Source organism: Streptomyces sp. NPDC001443 (genome assembly GCF_053597355.1).
Genome location: NZ_JBSFIA010000078.1, coordinates 1 through 19819, shown reverse-complemented (window position 1 = coordinate 19819; position 19819 = coordinate 1). Strand labels below are relative to the sequence as shown.

Here is a 19819-nt window from a genome sequence, read left to right as displayed (position 1 = left end):
CCACCCCCCGGATCATCAACAACAGGAGGGGGAAGTCATGCCGGACCCGAAGGCCGGAGGCCCCATTGCGGAGCCATGAAAAAGGTAACGGGGGGCTGCGGTGCGGGGGGCGATGACTAGGTGTTCTGTCTCGGGAGGTTGTGGACGGGTGAGCCAGGTCTCGGCTGAGGGATCTTGAACAGGTGAGGGCCTTCCGGTTCGGTGTGGATTGCGACGTCTACACCTGATCGAAAGGCCCTCGTGCCCCACCGTATGCGCCCCTGACCGAGACCGGATGGCTGCGCCTGGCGCGCCGGGTGGTCGAGGACAACTGGCCCCTGCGTCGCGCCGCGGAACGCTTCCAGGTCTCGCCGACCACGGCCCAGCGCTGGGCCGACCGCCACCGGCAGTCCGGCGAAGCCGGCATGAGCGACCGCTCCTGTCGGGTGCGGTTGTCGTGCTGATCTCCTTTGTGACTCGACATCTCGAAGATCAGCCGGTGGCCGTTCTTGTATCCGGGCACTCCTCAGACGCCAGGCCAAACGCCCGGATCAGGTGGGAGCCCGTACACCACTTCCAAGGACGCAACCCCGCCCTGCGCCTGCCGTGCCTGCTGTCGCGCGCAGAGCGTCTGCAGGTGTCCGCGACGGGCGGCTGCAACCCAGGCCACCGGCTGGTCCGTGCCCAACCTGTTGCGAACCCTTCTGGGCTGATGACGATCGTCCTCGTGTCCATCACCGCCGTCGAGGTCAAGCCGTTGCGAACCCTCCTGGGCTGATGACAACCAGTTCCGCCGCCTGGTCGACGGCGGGCCGCTGATGTTGCGATCCCCTCGGGCTGATGACGATCACGGACCGGCTCGTGATCGACATCAACGGCGATGCGTTGTGATCCCTCGTGGGCTGATGACGACCTGGCTAGCGGACTGGCTGTACGACGTCCTCGCGTTGTTGTGAACCCTCCTGGGCTGATGACGGGCGGCGAGCCATCGCAAAGGCGCTTCTGGCTGAGTAGTTGCGAACCCTTCCGGGCTTATGACGACGAACCGGGCGACATTATCGTCCTCGACTGGCAGAGCTAGTTGCGAATCCGCCTGGGCTAATGACGACATGCCGTGGTGCTGGACTCCTATCCGGCGCTGGTCGCATTGCGAGCCCTCCCGGGCTGATGACGAACCGCGATCCCGAGAACAGCACCGAGGCCCACCACATGTTGCGAAGCCTTCTGGGCTGATGACGGTCTATGGACGCTTGCGACAGACGCCGCCACGGACGTGTTGCGATCCCTCCTGGGCGGATAGGGGCCCGCCGGGTGCTCCTGTTGAGTAGGACGTGTGGGAGTTGCGATCCCTTCGAAGGCTGATGAGGGGGAATGGCGCCTGCTGTCAGGTTGATGCTGACCGGCCTGGGATGCCTGCGTTTCTTACGTTTGTGAGGCCGTGTTCGCTGCTGTACTGGCCGTCGACGATATACACCTTCAGGTCCTCGTCGTAGTGGGCTCGTGGGGTGGTGTTAGCGGGTAGGGGGATGAGGTAGTCGTCTGCGAGCAGCCGGCCTGGGCGGCCGTCGGCTTGGTCGAGTGCGGCGGCATACGCGGTGCGGTCTTCGACGAGGATGGCTTCGGTTCCGTCGAAGAGTTCGTCGAAACGTTGGGCGAGATCGGTGCGGTCGTCGTAGGGATAGGTGAAGTCGAGGAACGTGGCCGCGAACTGATCCCGGTGGTGGAGCACTTCCTCCCGCCAGGTGGTGCCCCAGGGGGTGGCGTAGATGGTGTTGAGCCAGTCGGTGATCTCGTTTTCGTCGACGGGTTGTCCGTCGTGGGCGGCGAGGATGCGCCAGGCGGCCTGAGTGGGGGCTTGGGGGTAGATGCCGTCGGCGAACCACTGCCCGGGGGCGTTGTTGCGTGGGCTGTAGTGGGCAGCGTGCACGATGACGTCGGCGGGGGGTCTGGCGGCGATTCGGTTGGCGCGGCCGAAGCGTTGGGCGAGGGCTTCAAGGTCGGCGGCGGCGGTGAACAGGACGTCGAAGTCGACGTCCATGGAGACTTCGAGGACCTGGGTGGAGACGACTAGGCCGGGCAGCCGCTGGCCTGCGCGGGTGCGGTCGGTGCTGTACCGGGCGGTGATGTGCTGTTCGAGGCGGGAGCGGTCCCGGCGTTTGTAGCGGGAGTGCAGCATGGTCGCCGCTGCTGGCCCGTGCAGGGCGCGTGCTGTGGGGGCGAGCTGGTCGTAGAGGTGTTGGGCCTGGCGGATGTTGTTGGCGATGACCAGGACGGACTCGCCCCGGTGCAGGCGGTCGGTGATTTCGGTGACGGCGGCGGGGTCGGTGAGGTGGTGGGGGCGGGTGCGGATGCGGTGCCTGGCTGGTGGGTTGCTGTCGGCGTCGTCGGTGCGGGTGACGGTCTGGGTGAGGGTGTCGGTGATCAGGTCGGCGAGGGCGTCGGGCAGAGTCGCGGAGAGGATGGCGAAGCGGCCGCCGAGGCGTTCGAGCAGGCCCATCATGGCCAGGATGTAGCCGAGCCGTTTGGTGTCGTAGGCGTGCAGCTCGTCCATGATGAACACCGAGTTCGCCGCGTCCACGAGCAGTGAGGCGTGGGCGGGGCCGACGAGGGCGGCGCGCAGCAGCTGGTAGGGGGTGGTGATCCTGATCGTTTCGGTGAACAGGCGGGTGGCGGCCTGGCGGGCGACGGCTTTGCGTGCGGCGCTCACCCGCTTGTCGTCGCCGTCTTCAGGGCAGGCGGCGTTGGCCAGGTGGTAGGCGGCCGCGCGGCCGTGTGCCACGCCGACCAGTTCCGGTGCTCCGAGTTCCCGGGCGGTGCGGTCGGCGTTGGCGTTGATCGAGGCGAGGTAGGGCAGGGTGTAGAAGACGCGGGGTACGCCCTGCCCGGCCGTCTGCATGGTGGTGGTCTGCCGGCAGGCCCACAGCCAGGAGGCTTCGGTCTTGCCACTGCCGGTGCGCGAGCGCAGCAGTAGGTGGCCGTCGATCGCGGCGGCGCGCTGCTGGTGCGGGCGCAGGGTGTAGCCCTTGGCCTTGATCGTGTCTTCCAGGCGGGCGGCGAAGGCCGGGCCCATGGGTTGCACGAGGTGGGGCCGGGCATGGGCGGAGGACAGGTGATCGGCCATCGTGACGGCGCCCTGCAGCAGGACCGCCACGAGTCCCTCATCCGGGTCGGTGCCGTATTCGAAGCGGTCCAGCAGCGCGCCGAGTTGCGTGTGCGCCTGGGCGATCCAGTCGCTGCCGGCCGGCAGCGACTGGGCGGGCAGTCCGGCCCCATCGGCGGTCCGGTACAACCATGCGGCGAGTTCGTCGGCCATGGCTTGGTCGAGCGGCGCGAAGCGGGCCCGCCACTCGGTAAGCGGCGCCGTGCCGTACAGCGCGGCGAGTGCGCGGGGGGAGTTCGTCAGCGGCCGGTGATGGGTGGCGATTCCGGCCGCCACCCAGGCGCGCACCTCTGCGTCCGCTATCAGGGGGGTGAAGGCGAGGGAGAGCACCTCGTGCCGTTCGCCCCAGGCGGGGCCGCCGGTGAGCATCTGCTGGAAGCCGGGTGGGATCTTGCCCGCGTCGTGTAGCAGATCGGCCAGGCGCACCGCCTCCCAGAATCCGGGCAGGATGCCGGCGGCCGTGGCTATCCGCCCGGTGCGCCGGGCCACCAGGTCGGCTGCTTCCAGGGCCGCGCGCAGGTGGGCGGTCAGCCGTTCGGGCCGCCGCCCGTACTGGGCGCTCTTGGCCAGGACCGTGTGCAGCACACACGCGTCTCCTGGAGCTTGCTGTTCTGCCGGTGTCCTTGTCGGCGGCTTAGACGGCGGTGGTGTGGGTGGCGCCATGTGGTGCTAGGCCTCCGCGGTGGCGGGATGCGTGGGCGGGAGCAGGCTGACCGCCTGCCCCGTGGGGGTGCGGTAGCTGCCCGGAACCGTTGTCGCCGTGGTGCCGGTGGGCTCGTGGCGGTAGGTGCCCCACACGGTGCGGGTCCGGTCGAGCCGGATCGCGGTGGGCAGACGCAGCGCGGTACCGGCCAGGCCGGGTGCATCCTCGACCACGGCACCGCGCTGCTCACCCGCCTCGCAGGTGAGTTCGGTGGTGCCCAGACGCAGACCGGCGAGGTCCTGGCTGCGGCCGAGGCGGAGCGGCCAGGCGGGCCGGCGCAGGATGCTGCGCCACCGGTCGGGCTGGTCGGTGATCCAGACCGTGAGGGTGGTGAAGGCCAGGAATTCCCGCTCTTTCGGTACCGGTGTGGTGGGCCGGCCTTTGGCGTCGAGGGGGTGGTAGGTCTCGAGGTCGACGCCGCGGCCGCGGGCGTGGAAGGCCATGGCGAACCGGAAGGCGTCGGGGATGTGCTGCCAGCCGCCGGCCGCGGCGGCGAGCATGCCGCCGACCGTGGACGGCGGCGGGCACGGCAGCTGGACCTGCACGCCGGAGTACAGGGGATTGCGGAAGCTGGCGACCGGGGCCGTGAAGGTGGCCTCGAGCGCGGTGACGGATGCTGCGGCGGTCATGCCTTGGCGTCCTCGAACCAGTCGTCGTGGGAACCGTCTTCGATCTCCTGGGCCAGGCCGTTGAGGATGGTGCGCGGATGGTCGATCACCACGGTGCCCGCGGTGATCAGGTCCTCCAGGTCGCGGCGGGCTCGGTCGCGCTGGTCACCGAGAAAGCCGGGCGCCCACCCGATCCGTACCGCTCCGTCGAGTTCGTCGCGCCACGCGGTGATTTCTTCGGCCAGGGTGTCGGCGGCGAAGGCGGGCTTGCCGTCTTTGCTGGCCAGGACGCGGGTGAAAGGGTTGACGCCGCCCTTGAGGGGGGCGAGGAGAATGAAGGCCGGGGTGCGGTCTCCATAGTGGGAGGCGGGCTTGGCACCGCCCCGCAGGGCAGCGAGGGCGCGCAGCACCAGGGCGGCGCGGCGGCGCCGCTCGGCGATGTCCAGGACCAGGGCAGCGACTCCCCGGAAGGTGGCTGCGGTGGCGCCCGCCGCGGTGGCTTCCTCGGCGGCCTGGGAGTGCAGGGCGATGCGGATGCCCTGTCCGTCGGTCTCGAAGGTGCCGATGCGGGGCAGGTCGAGGTTGAGGTCGCCGGCGCAGACGGCGGTGTAGAACTCGTGCTCGTGAATGAGGGGACTGTCGTCGGTGGCGAACCCGCGGGTCATGGTGCCGAAATCGGAGGTGGGCCGCTGGGGGGTGACGCTGACGAACGTGCCGGTCGCAAGGACGGTGTCGCGCTGACAGGAGCTGTCCGATCCCTTGACGGCGACCATGTAGCCGAACAGGTCGTCGTCCGCGTACAGGTCGGGGCGGCCCTTGGTGTAGGCCTGCTGCTTCTTGCCCTTGCCCTCGCGCAGGACGGGGGAGACGGTCTCACCGGCGGGGAAGCTGTCGCGCAGCCAGCGGCGCACGGCCTGGGGTGAGATGTAGGGGTACGTGTCCCGGCCGACCTGCATCTTCTTGACCACGCCGACGTTGTCCTGGCCGCGGCCGTTGTTGGGGGCGCCGGCCTGGATGTCGAGCGCGAGCTTTCCTGCGAGGTGTGTCACGGGGCGATTCCTTCCTCAAGGGCTTCAGTGTCGGCGGGGTCGATGGCGTCAGGGTCGAAGTCCTCGACGATCGTCTTGGCGTCTTTGGGCTGCCAGCCGCGGCGGTGCAGTTCCGCCAGAACGGACGTGAGCAGGTACTGCCTAAAGAACCAGGCGTTGCCGTCCTGGCTGGGGGAGAACAACAGCTCGAACCCGCGCTCGGTGATCAGCGGAGCGCCGTCCTCCGGGCGGGACAGGACCCATTCGACGCCGTGGCGCTGCAGCCAGCCGCGCAGGTCAGCGCCGCGGCCGGTGCGGAACAGGGCGTGAAAACCGGTGAGCTTGCCCCCGGTGTCATCGGGCTTGAACAGGGCGGCGACCCGCTGGGCGGTCGCACGGATCTCAGCGAGATCCTTCTCTTCCATGTGCATCACCTCGTGCAGATAGGAACCGGCCAGTTCGGCAACGGGCGGCGACTCGGGCGCAGGCCGGCCACAGGCCTCGGTCCGGGCGGTCAGGTAGGTGGCGAGAACGCCGGGGAGGCTCTCGGGACGGTGGAACACTCGCCAGGCCAGGTTCTGCACACCGCTGTTCTTGTCGGTGCGCAAGGAACGCAGCAGGCACGAGAACCCGGTCCGCCGACCGGGCAGCCGCGTCGTGGTGCGCAGCCACTCGGCAAGCGGCTGGTCAACGGCATACGAAGTGAGGACCTGGTCCTGGTTGTTGTTGGTGAACACCAGCAGCTCCACGCCTGCTGTGACGCGGTGCTCGTAGCCACGCAGCGCCGCCAGGACAGCAACGTCGGCCTGCGGACTGGCCGGCTTCGCACCGAGCGTGATCAGCAGCTCATTGCGCTGCACCTGCCGGCCGACGGTGTGCGCCGCAAACCGCTCGTCCCAGGTGTGTACGACCGTGCTCGGGCCTCCCGACAGCTGGCTGCCGAAGGGCACCGCGTGGAAGGAACACACGCACGGCCAGCACAGCGCGAGACCCGCGTGCCCGCGCGGCGTGCTGTTGCGATAGGCGACCGACTCGGCCAGCACGACGTCGCTCTTGCCATAGAACCCGACCGCCGCTGCCCCGCACAGCACGCACCCCGTCCTCGGCCAGGTCTGCGGTGCGGGGATGGTGCGCCAGGCCCGGACGGCCTCGGTGACCTCCGTATCGGAGAGCTTCTTGTTCCGCGGGTGGTTCATCTTGCTGTTCGGCCACAGGCTGTACGAGCACTTCAGGAGAAACCCGGCCTCCGCCTTGGTATCCCTCACGAGCGCGGCCCGCACAGCAGCCGCGGTGACCTTCTTGGTGGCCGCCTCGAACAGCGGGCCCGCCACCATGTCCGGATGACGGGCGCCGGCGAACGCGGCCAGGGCGAACGCCCCAACCCGCTGCAATGGATGAGGCGTCAGCCGTAGCGATACCTGCTCAGTCGTGATCTCGGTCATGCGGTCACCCACCCGAACCCGGCCCCGGTCTGCTGACCAATCCCCGCAGACCACAAGGCGGCCAGCGCGCCGGCACCTCCGCGAACCTCGACCTCCACCGGCGCCCCCGTCCGGTGACCGGAACGGCCCTGGCCACAGACCCGGAAGGCGCGGCGCACCCCCACCCACGTGATCCCCTCGACAGAGATGTCCGCGGCGTGGCCGAATGTCTCGGCCCGACGGTTCAGATTGCGCTCCAGCGCCACCGGATACGCCGGATCCTCCGGCAGCAACGCCCGTACAACGGTGTGCGAGGTGCCGGGCTCGGGCTGCCGGTACTCGGACAGATGCACAGGGCTGGCCGTGCGCAGTCGGGCCCGGCCGGCGGTAAAGCTGGGCGGCTGCTGGACGGTGACACTGCGGACCTGCAGCGCGACCCCGCCCCAGTCCAGCAGCGAGCGGGCCGGGTCCATAAAGGCCAGAGCCAGAGCCTGTGCGAACTGCCGCAGCGGACTGCCGAACTCCAGATAACCAGTCCCGCCCGCCGCATACTTCCCGCGAACCCGCCGCGCGCTCGGAAACATGGGCGCGCTGTACCCGAACGGGGCCATACCGTGCGGACCCCATCCGTTCTCATGGATCTTCTCCGCGAGATCGGGCGCAGTCCGCCGAAGCGCGTCGTACACGATGCCTCGCCCGGGAGCGAGGACGTTCTCCCATGGGATCTCCCGAGCCCGTGTACTGATCTCCAAGCGCAACCGCACGATCCCGTCCCTTCTCCCCGTCCGGGGCGAATGAGTCCACATCAGGGCACGCCAAATAAGCCCTTTCAACAAGGAGTTGGCGTTCCGAGGAGCAACGTACACAGAGGCACTGACAACGTCCGCTGAGCTGGGAGATACCACCATTGCGGGCAACGGGTCAGGTACTGTCACCAGCTGTCAGGCGTGAGGCCGATGATGATCTTGATGAGTAGCCAGCTGCTGTCGTCATCAGCCCAGAAGGGTTCGTAACGGGTAGGTGGGCACGGCACGCAGGACTGGGCAGCCGGTCCGTGATCAGCCCGGGAGGGTTCGCAACGATATGAGCTTGCGCGTGCCCTTCATCGCTAGGAGCCGGGTCGTCATCAGCCCCGGGGGGGGCTCGAAACGCCCACAGTTCGAGCGCGAAGCTGGTGCAACACTTCGTCGTCTTTTAGCCAGGAGGGTTCGCAACGCGACGGTACCGGTGTAGTGCCAGTCGTCGTCGACGTCGTCATCAGCCCGGAAGGGTTCCCAACGGGTAGGTGCCGTAGTCCCGGCTGCCTGCCGTCTCTGGTCACCATTCGCCCAGGAGGGTTCGCAACGCGTAGGCGGCGCCAGCGGCCATCACCCAGCCCGCGGTCGTCATCAGCCCAGGAGGGTTCGCAACATGTACGTGCGGGCGGGGACGCGGTGGCACTCGTCCAGTCGTCATCGGCTCAGCAGGGTTCGCAACCAGTGGTGGATGAGGCCCGCGCCTGGCAGGAACTGCGTCGTCATCAGCCCAAGAGGGCTCCCAACCCGAGCCTGGTGAGGCTGGTCGTGCCAGGGATGCAGGTCGTCATCAGCCCAGGAGGTTCCTAACATCATCCAGTCGAGGACGTAGTAGCCGACTGTCCGAGGCGTCATCATCCCAAGAGAGTTCGCAGCAGGATCATCATCAGGTTCGCCTCGTGCGCAGCCTTGGGTCGTCATCAGCCCAGGAGGGTTTCGTGAAGAGCCGCTTGCCCATAGCAAGTCCGGGATCGTCGTCGTCAGCCCAGGAGGGTTTGCAACCCGGGAGTGAGCATGGCGGGCACTGTGTCGGTGTTGCGTCATCATCAGCCCAGGAGGGTTCGCAACCAGATCCGCGACGTCTGCGGTCAGAAGGTCTCGCTCGTCGTCAGCCCAAGCGGTTCACAACACCAGCACGGTCAGCTGGCCCTTGACCTCCGCAAACGTCGTCGTCAGCCCAGGAGGGTTCGCAACCGGTAGGCGGTGGGCAGGTCCCGTGCGGCCCAGCTTGTCGTCATCAGCCCAGGAGGGTTCGCAACTCCTCAGCGATCGGGACGACCCAGTACAGGTTCACGTTGTTGTCATCAGCTCAGGAAGGCTCGCAACGTCACGAAGTATGGCTGGATGCCCAGCGGCCCGAAGAGGGGGGGGCATCATCAGTCCGGGAGGGTTCGCAACGCGACATGCCAGATGATCCATGCCATCCGAGTAAGTCGTCATCAGCCCAGAAGGGGTCAAAAAGCGATGATGATGCCGACGACAACGAGCTTGGCCAGGGTAGCCATCAGCATCAGCCCAGGAAGTTCCGCAACCATGATGGCGTCGACGGTGGAGAGGTAGCGCGCGATGGCTGTTATTAGCCCAGGAGGGTTCGCAACGAGGTGGTGACCTCGTCATAGGTGACGAGGAGGTCGGGTCATCATTAGCCCAGGAGGGTTCGCAATTCGGTGGTTTGGCCGATTGGTACGCCCCCGGCGGGGATCGCGGGACGCCATCAGCCCAGGAGGGTTCGCAACGTCACCTGTACCCGAATTGCGTGCGCGACGAGCAGGTCGTCATCAGCTCAGGAGAGTTTGCAAAAGGATGACGAGGTCGCCGGAGATGCCATGTCGAAGGTCGTCATCTGTCCACGAGGCTTCGCAACGTCCAGAGATTTGCGTTTTTCGGATCACCGGCCACGGTCGTCATTAGCCCAGGGCACGACGCGCCCCCTCGTTAGCGTGGGGGCGCGTTGCTGTGGCGTGCGAGCCGCCCCGGCTGACCTGCTCACGCCGGCATGCGCCCCTGAACCAGTCACGTAGCCGGTCGAGTCACGCCTCTGGTGAGGGCAGGAGGCGGGCTCCTCAGCTGCCTTGAGGAGCCCGCCGGCACACGACGGGCTCGGGTTCTACCGCACCGGTCAGACCTGCAGGATCAGCGCTTCCACCTGTTCGAGCGTTGTCACGCTGGCCTGGGCCGCGGCCCGGACCTTCGTCAGCTTCTCCATCCACTCGATGCGCTGCTCGGCCGGGAGCGCGTCCTCTCCGAGCTGGACTCGCAGGCGGTGCGCCTCCTCGAAATCCGTCATCAGGCCGTGGGCGGAGTCCACGGCCTGCTGGTAGCTCCCCTCGACGAGTTCGACACGGGCGGGCAGCTCCCGGCGCAGCGTGGCCAGCTGGTCGTGCGGGTCGGCCGGCGGTGCGCCGTGCACGGTGGTGACAGTGGGATCCGTGCTCGTTCCGGCCGTGGGGAGAGTGGTGGTGCTTCCGGGGCCGCCTGGGGCCGGGCGACCGAGCTCAACAGGGAACATCTCGTCGAACCATGCCTTGTCAGCGACGTAGTGGGTGGGCCGGCCCTCAGTGTCAGGAGCGATCACCATCCCCGCGGTGATCGGCGTCCGGCCCTTGACCCAGTGCTGCTCCCCGTAACAGATCAGAGGCGTACCGTCTTCCGTCTCGGGCGGCTGCGTCGCGTCCGGGTGCTCCAGCACGGCCTTCGCGAATGCGAGGAGAAGAGCCCGGCTGATGCCCGGGGCGCTGGTTGCCGTGTACGCCAGAGTGAGGGCGGCGAGGGCGCTCTTGGGAGTGCGGCGCACACCCTTGCGGCCGTCGCCCGCCTCGCTGCCCTGACCAGCGGTGATGAACGGCTGCGGAGCGTGAATCAGCGCCGGTGCCATTCGCTGGACGAGGGCGGCCCAAGCGGTCGCTTCGCCGGCCTCTGCCCCGAGGAGGAGCACCTTGAGTGACCGCGGGTCCTGCCCGGCACCCTTAGCGGTCTCCGGAACACCGAAGAAGCCGAGGGCGGAAAGGATGTTGCCCCGGTGCAGGAACAGTTGGGCAACGGCGGCGGACCACAGACGGGTACGTGCCTCTGCCGTCTTCGCCTTTACCTGGCTCCACGCCGGTTCCTGCAGCGTCCCCCTGACAATCGGCCAGAAGCACCCCGTGTCCCGGACGGTGCGTACGTTCGTCCGCTTCGGGGCCTCGGGCGGGATCTCGGGGAACACGAGCGCGGTGATGGCGCGCACCGCGATGTCGCGGAGCACGGCCGGGGAGACGTCGTCCCCCGCGGGTACGAGCGGCACGAGCGGGTCGAGCGGTCCGTTGGCGGTCAGCGCGTCGCGCACCCCGACCAGGTCGAGGAGGTCCACGCCACGCGCGTCGGGGAACGCCTCGGCGAGCGCGTCCGCGAGGAGCGATTCCCTGGCGTATGCGTCGACGAGCGTCGCGAACAGGGCGATCAGACGCGCGTCCTCGTCGTAGGGCTGGATGCCGCGCAGGTGGTCGTTGACGTTCAGCGTCCGCAGGACGTGTTCCAGCGCCGCCGGCTTGGTACAGCCGATCACGATCTCCGCGGAGACCGTGGCGATCTTCCCGGCCCGGACCGACGGGTCGGTCGCCTCCGTCTCCGGCTTGGCGACGGCGTCGTTGAGCCGGTCGGAGAGCCGGTTCAGGATCTCCCGCTGACTCAGCAGCAGCAGTTCGGGATCGGCTTTCTTGTCCCTCGGCATGGGCAGGAGAGACTGAGGCATCCCCGTGACCAGGTGTTCCGGACGCACACGGAAGATGTTGAGACGCGCCAGTGCACGGTTGTTCCCGGTCACGGCGGCCAGCCGCCACAGCTTCGACACCGTGCCGTCGGGGCGGGTGATCTGCCACTGCTGCAGGACGTTCATGCCCTTGGAGAGCTGGCCCGCGTCCACGAGGGACTCGGCCAGGTCGTAGCCGCGGGTCTTCCCAGCACGCTCGAGATTCTCGGCGGCGTAGCGCTGCATGTGGACGGCCACCTCGTACGGCTGCTCGGCGAGAGTGAGCGCCGCCTTCGGCTCCCCGTCCTCCTCCACCGCGCGGACCACAGGACGCGGCCGCCGGCCACCAAGGGCGGTGAGGAGGGCCTGGCGCTCGCCTTCGAGTTCCCCCACGCGGCGCTCAGCGTCCTCGTGCTTCTGCGTGGCCGCTGCCAGGGCCTGCGCGGCGTACGGGTCGTCCCCGGCCGCGCGGCGGCAGCTCTCCCGCTCCTTCTCAGCGGTCTTCGCGGTCTTCCTGGCATCGTGCAGCGCCAGCTCGGCGGCGATGAGGTCCTTGACGCGCTGGCTGGCCTCAGCAATGGGCGGCGACCAGCAGCTGACGGTGCGGTCGTTGAGGTCCCACGGGACCACCGCAGCGCCATGGACGTCACACATCAGCAGGAGTACCTGCTCATCGCCGGCCTGCACGAGACGGTAGGCCGAGGGCTTGAGCACCTTCTTGTTGCTCCGGCTGGCGATCAGGCCCTTGATCTCGGTGTCCGGGAGAGCGGTGGCCAGCCCCTCGGTGATCGCCTGCCGGGGAGGCGGTACGACCCCGAGTTCCGCGCAGGTGTTCTCGATGGCGTCCGCGAGATTCCGGCCCCAGGCGTCGGTGCCGATGTGCGGGAAAATGCCATCAGGTCGTTTCGCGACCATGGTGTTGTCCTTCCACCCGGCGTGCCGGGCCAACACAGAAACTCCCGTCTCTCGGGAGCGTGTCACGCGCCCGAGCGCCGAAGCCTCGTGCCGACGAAGAACGGGCCAACACCCTGTAGAAGGGAGTACGGCGGTCCTCGCCCCGTACGGTCCACCTGCCAACGCCCGAAGAACGATCAGCCCCAACAACGCCTCGGTGGCGCCTGGACATCTCGCAGCTTGCTCCTGCTCCGCCGGCGGCGGCATGAGGCGGACGCCGGTGATGAGCCACCGACGTGCACCACGGAATCTGCCACCCGTTCCGGCGCAGTGCCGAACCCGGACGGCGGAGTTCACCAGATCAGGTGAAACGAACGTCCAACCGTGTCGCTCGCGAAGCGATTCGAGGTAGTAGCGCGTGGCAACGGAGCGGCGTGAGCTGGTGAGCCGGGCTATGCGGTTCTGGCCCAGAGGCGTTCGCGGGGCTCTACGGTGCACCGGTGAGCAACGAGACGCTGCCAGCCGGTGAGGACGTACTGCCCCGAGGCCGACGAAATCCTCGCCGGGGCTCTGCTGAGCCTGGGAGCCCAGGGTGCCCGGGCGTTGGGGCTGGCGGGGGACGCGCACCGGATCCTGTCCGGGGTCAGCGGGCTGGAGCGGCCCGGGGAGATCGTGGAGGCGTGCGTGCGCAGCGCGGCCGATGCCTTGTTTTGAAGCTGCCCGGGGCCCCGAAGAGCCCGGTCGGTCTACAGTCCGCGGCAAGGGATCTGCTGGACGCGGTGGACGCCGCCCTTCCCGCCCCAGCTGCCGCCCCCGTCGCAGTGACCGACACGGGGTGGGAGCGAATTCGGGACGCGGCTGAGGTGCTGCGCGGCGAAGTACACAACCCGGGCGGCCACCGGCGCCGGCGGGCGCGGGGGATCGCCGAGAGGCTGATGGGCCTGCGGCTCGGTGCCGCACAGGATGAGCTCCTCAATGCGTGGGGGGATCTGTACGCGAAGGCTTCGGGCACCTTGCACGGCGTCGGCGCCGAGGAAGGTCGGCCCGCCGCCTGTACGCCGCTCTCCTCGCGGCGGCACGGGAGCTGCTGGTGCCGCTTCCCGGCCGCGCCGCCCGTATTTTGGAGCTCACCGCTGGTCTTCCTCGTGCGTGCCCCGGCCCCGGTGGTGTCACGGGTGCCGTACGTTCGCGTTCCTCCAGGCGACGAGCGCGGCGTGGACACGCTGGGCGTGTTCAAGAGTTCCTCCGAACGCACCGGCCTGCAGGAGCGGCCAGGTGTCGCTGAATTCCGTCGCGACGGAGCCGGCCAGGCCGGTGTCGTCCCACCCCCAGGTCGAGTGGAGGAGGAACTCGCCGCCCACGGGTAGGCGCGGAACTCGCTGGTGGTGTCCATGACGATCATGGGGATCACCCTTGCCTTCGCAACGGGTGGTCTGGGTGCGTTCCGGCTGATCCGTGCCGCGCACGGGCGCCCAGCCCTCACGGATGTCCGCGACCTGGCGCCAAGACCGCTCGCAGAGCACGCCGAAGCCCTGGACTCAGTCCGCTCACTGGCCTCGGGGGTCCGCCTTGCCGCTACCTGCGCCCTGCTTTTGGTGGCGGCTGGGGGCATGACCTGGTACGGACCGGAGAAGGAGTCTCAACCTGGAGATCACGACGCCTTCAGGCCCGATCTGTGGAACCACAGTCCGTGTCGACGCCGGACGGCTCGTCCTCAAGGCCTCCGGAGGCGAGGCCACGGTCGATCTCACCAAGGTGACCGCCCTGAAGGCCGTGACTGCCTGTCCTCCGTGAGGGGCGAGTTCCGTCGGCGGGAGCCAGCCCGCCTCGTCGTGGCGCGTGGCCGGCCCTACTCAACGCTGCCCTGCCCGGCCGCCGAATTCCCCTTCGCCGCCAGGCACGTCCCTTCGACGAGACGGTCCGGGCCGGCTACGCGGCCGGGCGATGTCGGCCGTAGGGCGCCAGCCATCTCCGAAGCCGCGATGGGGCGGACGACCTTGTCAAACGGCCGCTAACGCTCGGAGGGGGTTTGTTGGTGTGCCCGCCGTGGTCTGTCGCGGCCAGCGGTCCCAGCCAGGGCCGGCCGACCTGCTCGCCGAGCCTGCGGCAGAACATCCCATCGGTAGGCAGCGCCCGCGGCCGCCCGGCACCACTGTCCACCCACACCAGCTCCGCCATGCCCGGGTCCAGCAGCGCGTCGGCGACGGCAACCACCTCGGGGAAGACGACCGCGTGCCGCCCCACGATCCGCCACCGCTCCAGATCACCACCGGCATCCCCGCCCGCCACATGATGCAGGCGCCGCGGCCAGATCGCCTCCCGCTCCCAGCCAAAGGCCTGCTCCCACCACCGGGCCACCACCGCCCGCGCCAGCGCGAACACCCGCTCGGTTTCCGCCCCGGCCCGCACCGCCCGCCGCGCCACCCTGGCACACCGCCGCTGCGCCTCCACCACCTCTGGCAGGCCACGCAGGTCGAGGTGCTCCAGCGGTTGGTGGGCGTCGGCGTCCAGGAGCCACCGCCCATGCCGCACGCACACCCGCTCCCACCGCGGCGCGTACCGCACCACCCGCACCGCCGCCCCTGTGCGCCGCGCCGTGCACAGCCGGCGGCCGAACGCCACCGGACCGGCAACCGCACCACCGACCCGCCACAGCCCCAACGGATCCTCATCCTCGACGCGCAGTTGGGCGTCTTCTTCTCCCCAGGATGGCAAAGCCCGCGCCAGCACGGCGACGAGGATCTCGTTGCGGGCCGCGGGGCTGGAGCGCAGCAGGGCCGTGTCGTACTACGGGACCTCTCTCCGAGCCGCGCCCTCATGAATCGAATAGGTGATCTACTTTAGGGAAAGTTGAGACACAGAGTGATGCAGTGGCCCAACATGCAGTTATGGACTGGAATGAGCCAACGTTCTTTGATCGGCGTCCTGCTGCTTCAGGGGCCCTCTCGTACGGGAACCGACTGGTCGTTAGGGACACCTCTCACGTGCTCATCGAGGCCATCCCCTTCTTCATCCCCCACAGGAATTCATCGCCTGAGCTCTCTATGAAGCTCGTCCGTACAGACAAACGGACCGGTGATCAGTGCGAGATGACGCTCAAGTCGGAGGACCTGTACATACTCAAGCGGCACATTGCCCAAGCGCTCTCTGTGTCTGAGCAAGACGACGATGGCCAGTTCATCGTGCTCAGGACGGATGGGTTCGGGGCACAGCCCGATGCATCCGACGACGCCGTCGGTGCTATAGGCTGCGCCCTTGAAAACCGTCGGTTCGCCGCACAACTCGCCCATCAGGTCAACCCGGAGACTCTGGCCAAAGCTTTCTCAGCTGCGGTCAGGATCGGCGAGCTGAGGGCGGCAGTCACCGAATTGCAAGAGCACCTCGCCGAAGGCCGTAACCGAGAGGACGTCTACCAAGACTGGTGTGAGCGCCACTCCTGGGCTTTCGGCAATGCATATGTCGTCCGCGATGATCAGAGAGTGATCGGAATTGGCGATCATGTCGACCTCCTGATGAAGTCCACCGCCAGTGGGCTCCGTGACGTATACGAGCTGAAGCGTCCGGACAAGGACGTGATCCTTTACGACGACACGCACCAGAACTGGTACTGGTCATCGCATACAGCGAAGGCGATCGGGCAGTGCCACCGCTACCTCGACACCCTGCATCGGGCAGCCGAATTCGGTCTGCGACCTGCCCGTCCCGACATCGTCGCTTACCACCCCCGTGCCGTCGTCATCATCGGGCGGTCTTGCGATTGGGAGGAGGCACAGCTGCGTGCTCTGCACGGGCTCAACAGCAGGATGCACGGAATCACCGTCATGACCTATGACCAGCTCGTCTCCCAGTGCCATGCGCTACTGAGCCATGTGACCGCCGCAGACGAGGCCACCGAATCCGAGCCGAGCGAGTTGACTGCTTAGCTTTCCCGGCGTGCATGGACGGGCCGGGCAGAAGCACCCCTGCCCGGCCCCACTGGGGTTGTCTGGTTACGCCCACCGCATGCCGACGGCGGACAGCAGCTCCATCCGCTCCGGGGTCAGGGTCGCGGCTCTGGAGCGCTGGTTGCTGATCCATGCCCCGAGCCGGAGTTCCCGCTCCTCCTGGTCCTTACCGCCGACGATCCGCTCGACCCACTTCCTCGGCACGCGCAGGTGCCCCTCGCGCTCGTAGAACTGTCGGGCAGCCTCGTAGTTGAGGGTCCATTTGTCGGCTTGGCTGCGTCGCGGTGCCGGTTTCTCGTCGTCGGCGGGTTCGATCCGGAGGATGTGCTCCAGCATCCACTGCTGCGCGCCGGTGAGTTTGTCGAAGGCGAGCCGCTGCGCCTGTACCCATCGGCCGAGGTCTTCGCCTTGGCGTACGACCGTGCCGGGCTGGGTGGGGAGTGTGCCGCCGGTGTCGAGGTGTTGTCGGGTGAGGTGGAAGCAGCGTTGCCAGTCGATGGGCCAGGCGGGGCACCAGGCGGGGTCGATGTCGTCAAGCTGTTCGCGCCGTTCCTGTGACAGGGCGCCAGCCGCGGACTCCACGGGCAACCCCTCAGCTCGCCGCTGCTCGATCTCGGCCGCTCGCCGGGCGGCTGCACGCGCGTTCTTCAGATATAGCCCTACGCGGTAACCCTGGAAGGTGGCGTCGGTGGGTGCTGCGAGGTGCCCGTGTTCCTTTGCCCATCCGCGGGCTGCGGCGAGTCCTTCGTCCCATGCGATGTCGTAGTGCGACCAGACCATGCCGAGCTTCTCCAGCTGCTCGATGCGGTCCTCGTGCATGTCGCTGCGGGCGTAGAAGCGCCGGTTGTCGGCGATCCACTGCCCGAGCGGGAAGTTCGCGAGCGAGGCCGGCCACCCTTCGCCCTGCACCGCTTGGTCCTCTCCGCTGGGCACCCGGTACGTGAAGGGGACCTTGAGGTCGCCGTGCAGCCGGTTGTAGATGACGGCGGCCTCGATGCCGCGCCGCCAGTGTTCGTGCTCGGGGTTGAGAACTCGCAGGTTGATGAACGCGGCCAGTTGCGCCGGGTCGCGCGGCGTGGAGAACTTCAGCAACTGGCGCGCGGGCGCCGACGGGCCGCCGGACTCTTCCCCCTTGCCTCGGCTCTCCTGGTCCCCGCTGCGGCTCTGAACGCCCCTGACACGGCTTGGCGCCTGTTGCTCGGCGAGCTGCTCCACCACGCGGGCGTCGTGCGCCCTGAGCGCCTCCAGCAGCTTCGCCAACCCCCCGAACGCCCGGCTGGTGAGCATGTTGTCCGCCGTCTCACCCGGGCCGAGCAGGACCGGCACCACGAGCGAGGCGACCTTGCCCTCGCCCGGCTGCATCCGCAGCGCGCGGCCCACGGCCTGGACGAGGTCGGGCATCGAGCCGCGCACATCCGCCCAGTACACAGAGTCGCAGTTCTTGGTGTCGACGCCCTCGCCCAGCACTTTCACTGAGCCGAGGAAAGCCTTCTCCACGATCGTGCCGTCTGTGGCGATCCCGGACGCGAACTCGCCCAACACCCGGCGCCGATGGCCCGGCTTGTGCTCGCCACACAGCCAGTCCACCCAGACCATCTTCGGGTACAGCTCGGGGTCGGCGGCGTGCAGCCGCTTGGCGACATCGGGGAGGCCGGCCGCGAACGCCTCGGCCTCCTTCACGACGTGGTGGAAGACGAGCGTGCGCCGGAAGTTCTCCTCCGAGGACGCCTTGAGCAGCGCGGTCTGGAGGGCTGCGAGCCGGGCCCCGCGGACCTGGTCCGAGCGGCCCTCCGCGCCCAGGAACTGCGCGGCCTGGAGCTGGGTGTCGGTGATGTCCAGGCACACCACTTGGTACGGCGCGCAGATCCCCCGGTCGATCGCCGCCGAGAGCGTCAGCGTGAAGCAGCGGGCGCCGAACGGCCCGTCCGGGTCGTCCTCCATGCTCGCCACCAGCTCGCCCGGCGCGCCCTCGGCATCCTCGTCCATCTGCCACAGCCGGGGCGTGGCGGTCATGTAGAGGCGGCGCAGGGACGGGATGCGAGTGTTGTCGTGGACGACCGCCCACGGCCGGCCGATCCGGCCCGAAACCCGGTGCGCCTCGTCCACGACGATCAGGTCCCAGCCCGGAAGGCCGGCCTGGTGGGCACGTTCCAGCGTGCCGAGCCCGAGGGAGGCGTACGTGGCGAACACGGTGACCTTGTCGAACGGCCGCACCCAGGAGACCAGCTCACCCACGTCCGTGGTGTTCGGGAAGGACGCCTCCTCCCCCCGCAGGGAGGAGACACCGATCATCGGCCCGGAGCGCCCTCCCTCGCGCCAGGCGCCCTCGGTCTGGGCGAGGAGGTCCAGGGAAGGCACGAGGACCAGGACACGGCCCGCACGGAGCTCCTCAGCGCTCCGGGCGGCCACCAGCGTCTTGCCCGATCCGGTGGCCATGATCACCTGCGTCCGCAGGCCCCGCTCGGGCACAGACGATCTTGCAGGCAATTCGAGCGCCCGGAGTACCGCATCCACGGCTTCCCGCTGATGCGGACGAAGCTCCTTCACAGCCACTAAGGTCCAATCCCTCCTGCAAGGCGGACGACAGTCCTCACCCCGCCGTACAAGCAACTAGCCCTACTAGTAAGGGATTTGGCCAGTAGCCCATCCGTACAGCACAGGCCCATCCTCGACCTGGAGCCCAAATGACCACCCTCCAGCAGGCAATCGCAGAGGCACTGATACTCAGGTCCAGACTCTATCCTAGCCACAAAATGAAGCAGACGAGCCGAAGAATGAGCACACAAGCTAGGGGTACTCCGTACCCATCGCCGCCCACCCGACCAGGAGAGCCATGACCCACAACACCGGCAACACTCGAGGCAACCGGTTCTGCAAGGCCTGCGGCACGCCCGCCGAAGACGGGAAGCTGTGCAACCACTGCGGTGCGGTTCTCGACTTCCCCGACCAGACCGGACTGATCGAGGATCAGGCAGCCGCGATCCGGCGCGACTTCGAAGGCCGCACCGAACAGCAGCACAAGTGACCCCGAACGTGGGCCGGCATAACAACCCCAGCTGGCCGCGCGGCAGCTCGGTCAGCCCGCTCACCCACTCCCACCTGAGGTGCGCCAAGGGGGAGCGGGTGAGCGGCACCCGGCTCGACGCCCCCCACCCTTACTGCTGCCAGCCCGGGCCACGCGGAGCGTGGCCGGTTAGGTTCTGGAGGCGCAGCCGAAAGAACCGTCAGGGGGGGGAGCGCAGCGGACCCGCCGGCCAGGCTGGAGCGAAGCGGAAGCCTGGTAGCGGGACGAAGTCCCGCCGGTCCGGGAGCGCAGCGGACGGACCGTCATCCTCCTTGCGCAGCAAGGAGGATGAGCGTGGAGCGCAGCTCCACGCCAGCGCTCGCGCGGAGCGCGAGCGCAACACCCGCGCGCAGCGCGGGTGTTCGCTTGCACATCGCGCAGCGATGTGGTACCCGCTCCGCGGCCCTCCCGCACGGTCGCGGTGAGACTCCCGTCGCCCAGCACCCATCGGTCGCCCCAGTCCTGCATCGCCGCGAGCAGCGGCAGCAGGGCCACGC

Annotated in this window: 12 protein-coding genes and 2 pseudogenes; 5 read left to right on the top strand and 9 right to left on the bottom strand. The window is 68.4% G+C overall.

Annotated elements, in window-relative coordinates:
* Positions 1 to 260: 260 nt before the first annotated feature.
* Positions 261 to 425: pseudogene (locus ACWC24_RS40985) on the top strand (helix-turn-helix domain-containing protein); the annotation flags it as partial.
* 938 nt (positions 426 to 1363) lie between these two features.
* On the opposite strand, the gene cas3 reads toward ACWC24_RS40985, so the two are convergent.
* The 6 genes from cas3 to ACWC24_RS40955 all read right to left on the bottom strand — a co-directional run bounded on the left by cas3 (position 1364) and on the right by ACWC24_RS40955 (position 12401).
* Entirely contained in the window at positions 1364 to 3724 is a 2361-nt protein-coding gene (gene cas3 / locus ACWC24_RS40980) for a CRISPR-associated helicase Cas3' (protein WP_450668013.1), read from the bottom strand.
* 84 nt (positions 3725 to 3808) lie between these two features.
* The gene (gene cas5, locus ACWC24_RS40975) at positions 3809 to 4471 is read right to left on the bottom strand and encodes a CRISPR-associated protein Cas5 (RefSeq protein ID WP_450668012.1); all 663 of its coding nucleotides are present in this window, start codon (positions 4469 to 4471) and stop codon (positions 3809 to 3811) included.
* Positions 4468 to 5499, bottom strand: coding sequence for a type I-B CRISPR-associated protein Cas7/Cst2/DevR (cas7i, locus tag ACWC24_RS40970; RefSeq protein ID WP_385656079.1), 1032 nt, complete (start codon positions 5497 to 5499; stop codon positions 4468 to 4470). Before cas7i ends, cas5 begins: the two co-directional genes overlap by 4 nt.
* A complete protein-coding gene (locus ACWC24_RS40965; protein ID WP_450668011.1) occupies positions 5496 to 6920 on the bottom strand; it encodes a hypothetical protein in 1425 nt (474 codons plus the stop codon). Before ACWC24_RS40965 ends, cas7i begins: the two co-directional genes overlap by 4 nt.
* A complete protein-coding gene (locus ACWC24_RS40960) occupies positions 6917 to 7585 on the bottom strand; it encodes a CRISPR-associated endoribonuclease Cas6 (RefSeq protein ID WP_450668010.1) in 669 nt (222 codons plus the stop codon). Before ACWC24_RS40960 ends, ACWC24_RS40965 begins: the two co-directional genes overlap by 4 nt.
* A 2227-nt stretch (positions 7586 to 9812) precedes the next feature.
* Positions 9813 to 12401: a hypothetical protein gene (locus ACWC24_RS40955; protein WP_450668009.1), complete on the bottom strand. Its 2589-nt coding sequence runs from the start codon at positions 12399 to 12401 to the stop codon at positions 9813 to 9815.
* Positions 12402 to 12839: 438 nt separating this feature from the next.
* Here ACWC24_RS40955 and ACWC24_RS40950 point away from each other — a divergent pair, with 438 nt between their 5' ends.
* Complete coding sequence (locus ACWC24_RS40950; RefSeq protein ID WP_385656084.1) at positions 12840 to 13028, top strand: hypothetical protein; 189 nt, start codon at positions 12840 to 12842, stop codon at positions 13026 to 13028.
* On the top strand, positions 12995 to 13681 hold the full coding sequence (locus ACWC24_RS40945; protein WP_450668008.1) for a hypothetical protein: 687 nt from the start codon (positions 12995 to 12997) through the stop codon (positions 13679 to 13681). Before ACWC24_RS40950 ends, ACWC24_RS40945 begins: the two co-directional genes overlap by 34 nt.
* A 562-nt stretch (positions 13682 to 14243) precedes the next feature.
* Here the strand turns inward: ACWC24_RS40945 and ACWC24_RS40940 are convergent.
* Positions 14244 to 15044 (bottom strand): hypothetical protein, encoded by an 801-nt coding sequence (locus ACWC24_RS40940; RefSeq protein ID WP_450668007.1) that lies wholly within the window; start codon positions 15042 to 15044, stop codon positions 14244 to 14246.
* A gap of 254 nt (positions 15045 to 15298) precedes the next feature.
* On the opposite strand from ACWC24_RS40940, the gene ACWC24_RS40935 reads away from it, so the two are divergent.
* Entirely contained in the window at positions 15299 to 16237 is a 939-nt protein-coding gene (locus ACWC24_RS40935; RefSeq protein ID WP_385656090.1) for a Shedu anti-phage system protein SduA domain-containing protein, read from the top strand.
* A 66-nt stretch (positions 16238 to 16303) separates the two neighbouring features.
* On the opposite strand, the gene ACWC24_RS40930 is transcribed toward ACWC24_RS40935, so the two are convergent.
* Positions 16304 to 18811: a Helicase associated domain protein gene (locus ACWC24_RS40930; RefSeq protein WP_450668006.1), complete on the bottom strand. Its 2508-nt coding sequence runs from the start codon at positions 18809 to 18811 to the stop codon at positions 16304 to 16306.
* 280 nt (positions 18812 to 19091) lie between these two features.
* Between ACWC24_RS40930 and ACWC24_RS40925 the strand changes: the two genes are divergently transcribed.
* Positions 19092 to 19283 carry a hypothetical protein gene (locus ACWC24_RS40925; RefSeq protein WP_385656093.1) on the top strand — a complete coding sequence of 64 codons (192 nt, stop codon included), beginning with the start codon at positions 19092 to 19094 and terminating at the stop codon, positions 19281 to 19283.
* A gap of 444 nt (positions 19284 to 19727) precedes the next feature.
* Here ACWC24_RS40925 and ACWC24_RS40920 read toward each other — a convergent pair.
* Positions 19728 to 19819, bottom strand: a pseudogene (locus ACWC24_RS40920) (winged helix-turn-helix transcriptional regulator); the annotation flags it as partial.

Bases quoted from the DNA above. Each gene is read 5' to 3' on its own strand.
- ACWC24_RS40965 (WP_450668011.1), bottom strand. From the start codon at position 6,920: ATGACCGAGATCACGACTGAGCAGGTATCGCTACGGCTGACGCCTCAT.
- ACWC24_RS40925 (WP_385656093.1), top strand. From the start codon at position 19,092: ATGACCCACAACACCGGCAACACTCGAGGCAACCGGTTCTGCAAGGCC.
- cas5 (WP_450668012.1), bottom strand. From the start codon at position 4,471: ATGACCGCCGCAGCATCCGTCACCGCGCTCGAGGCCACCTTCACGGCC.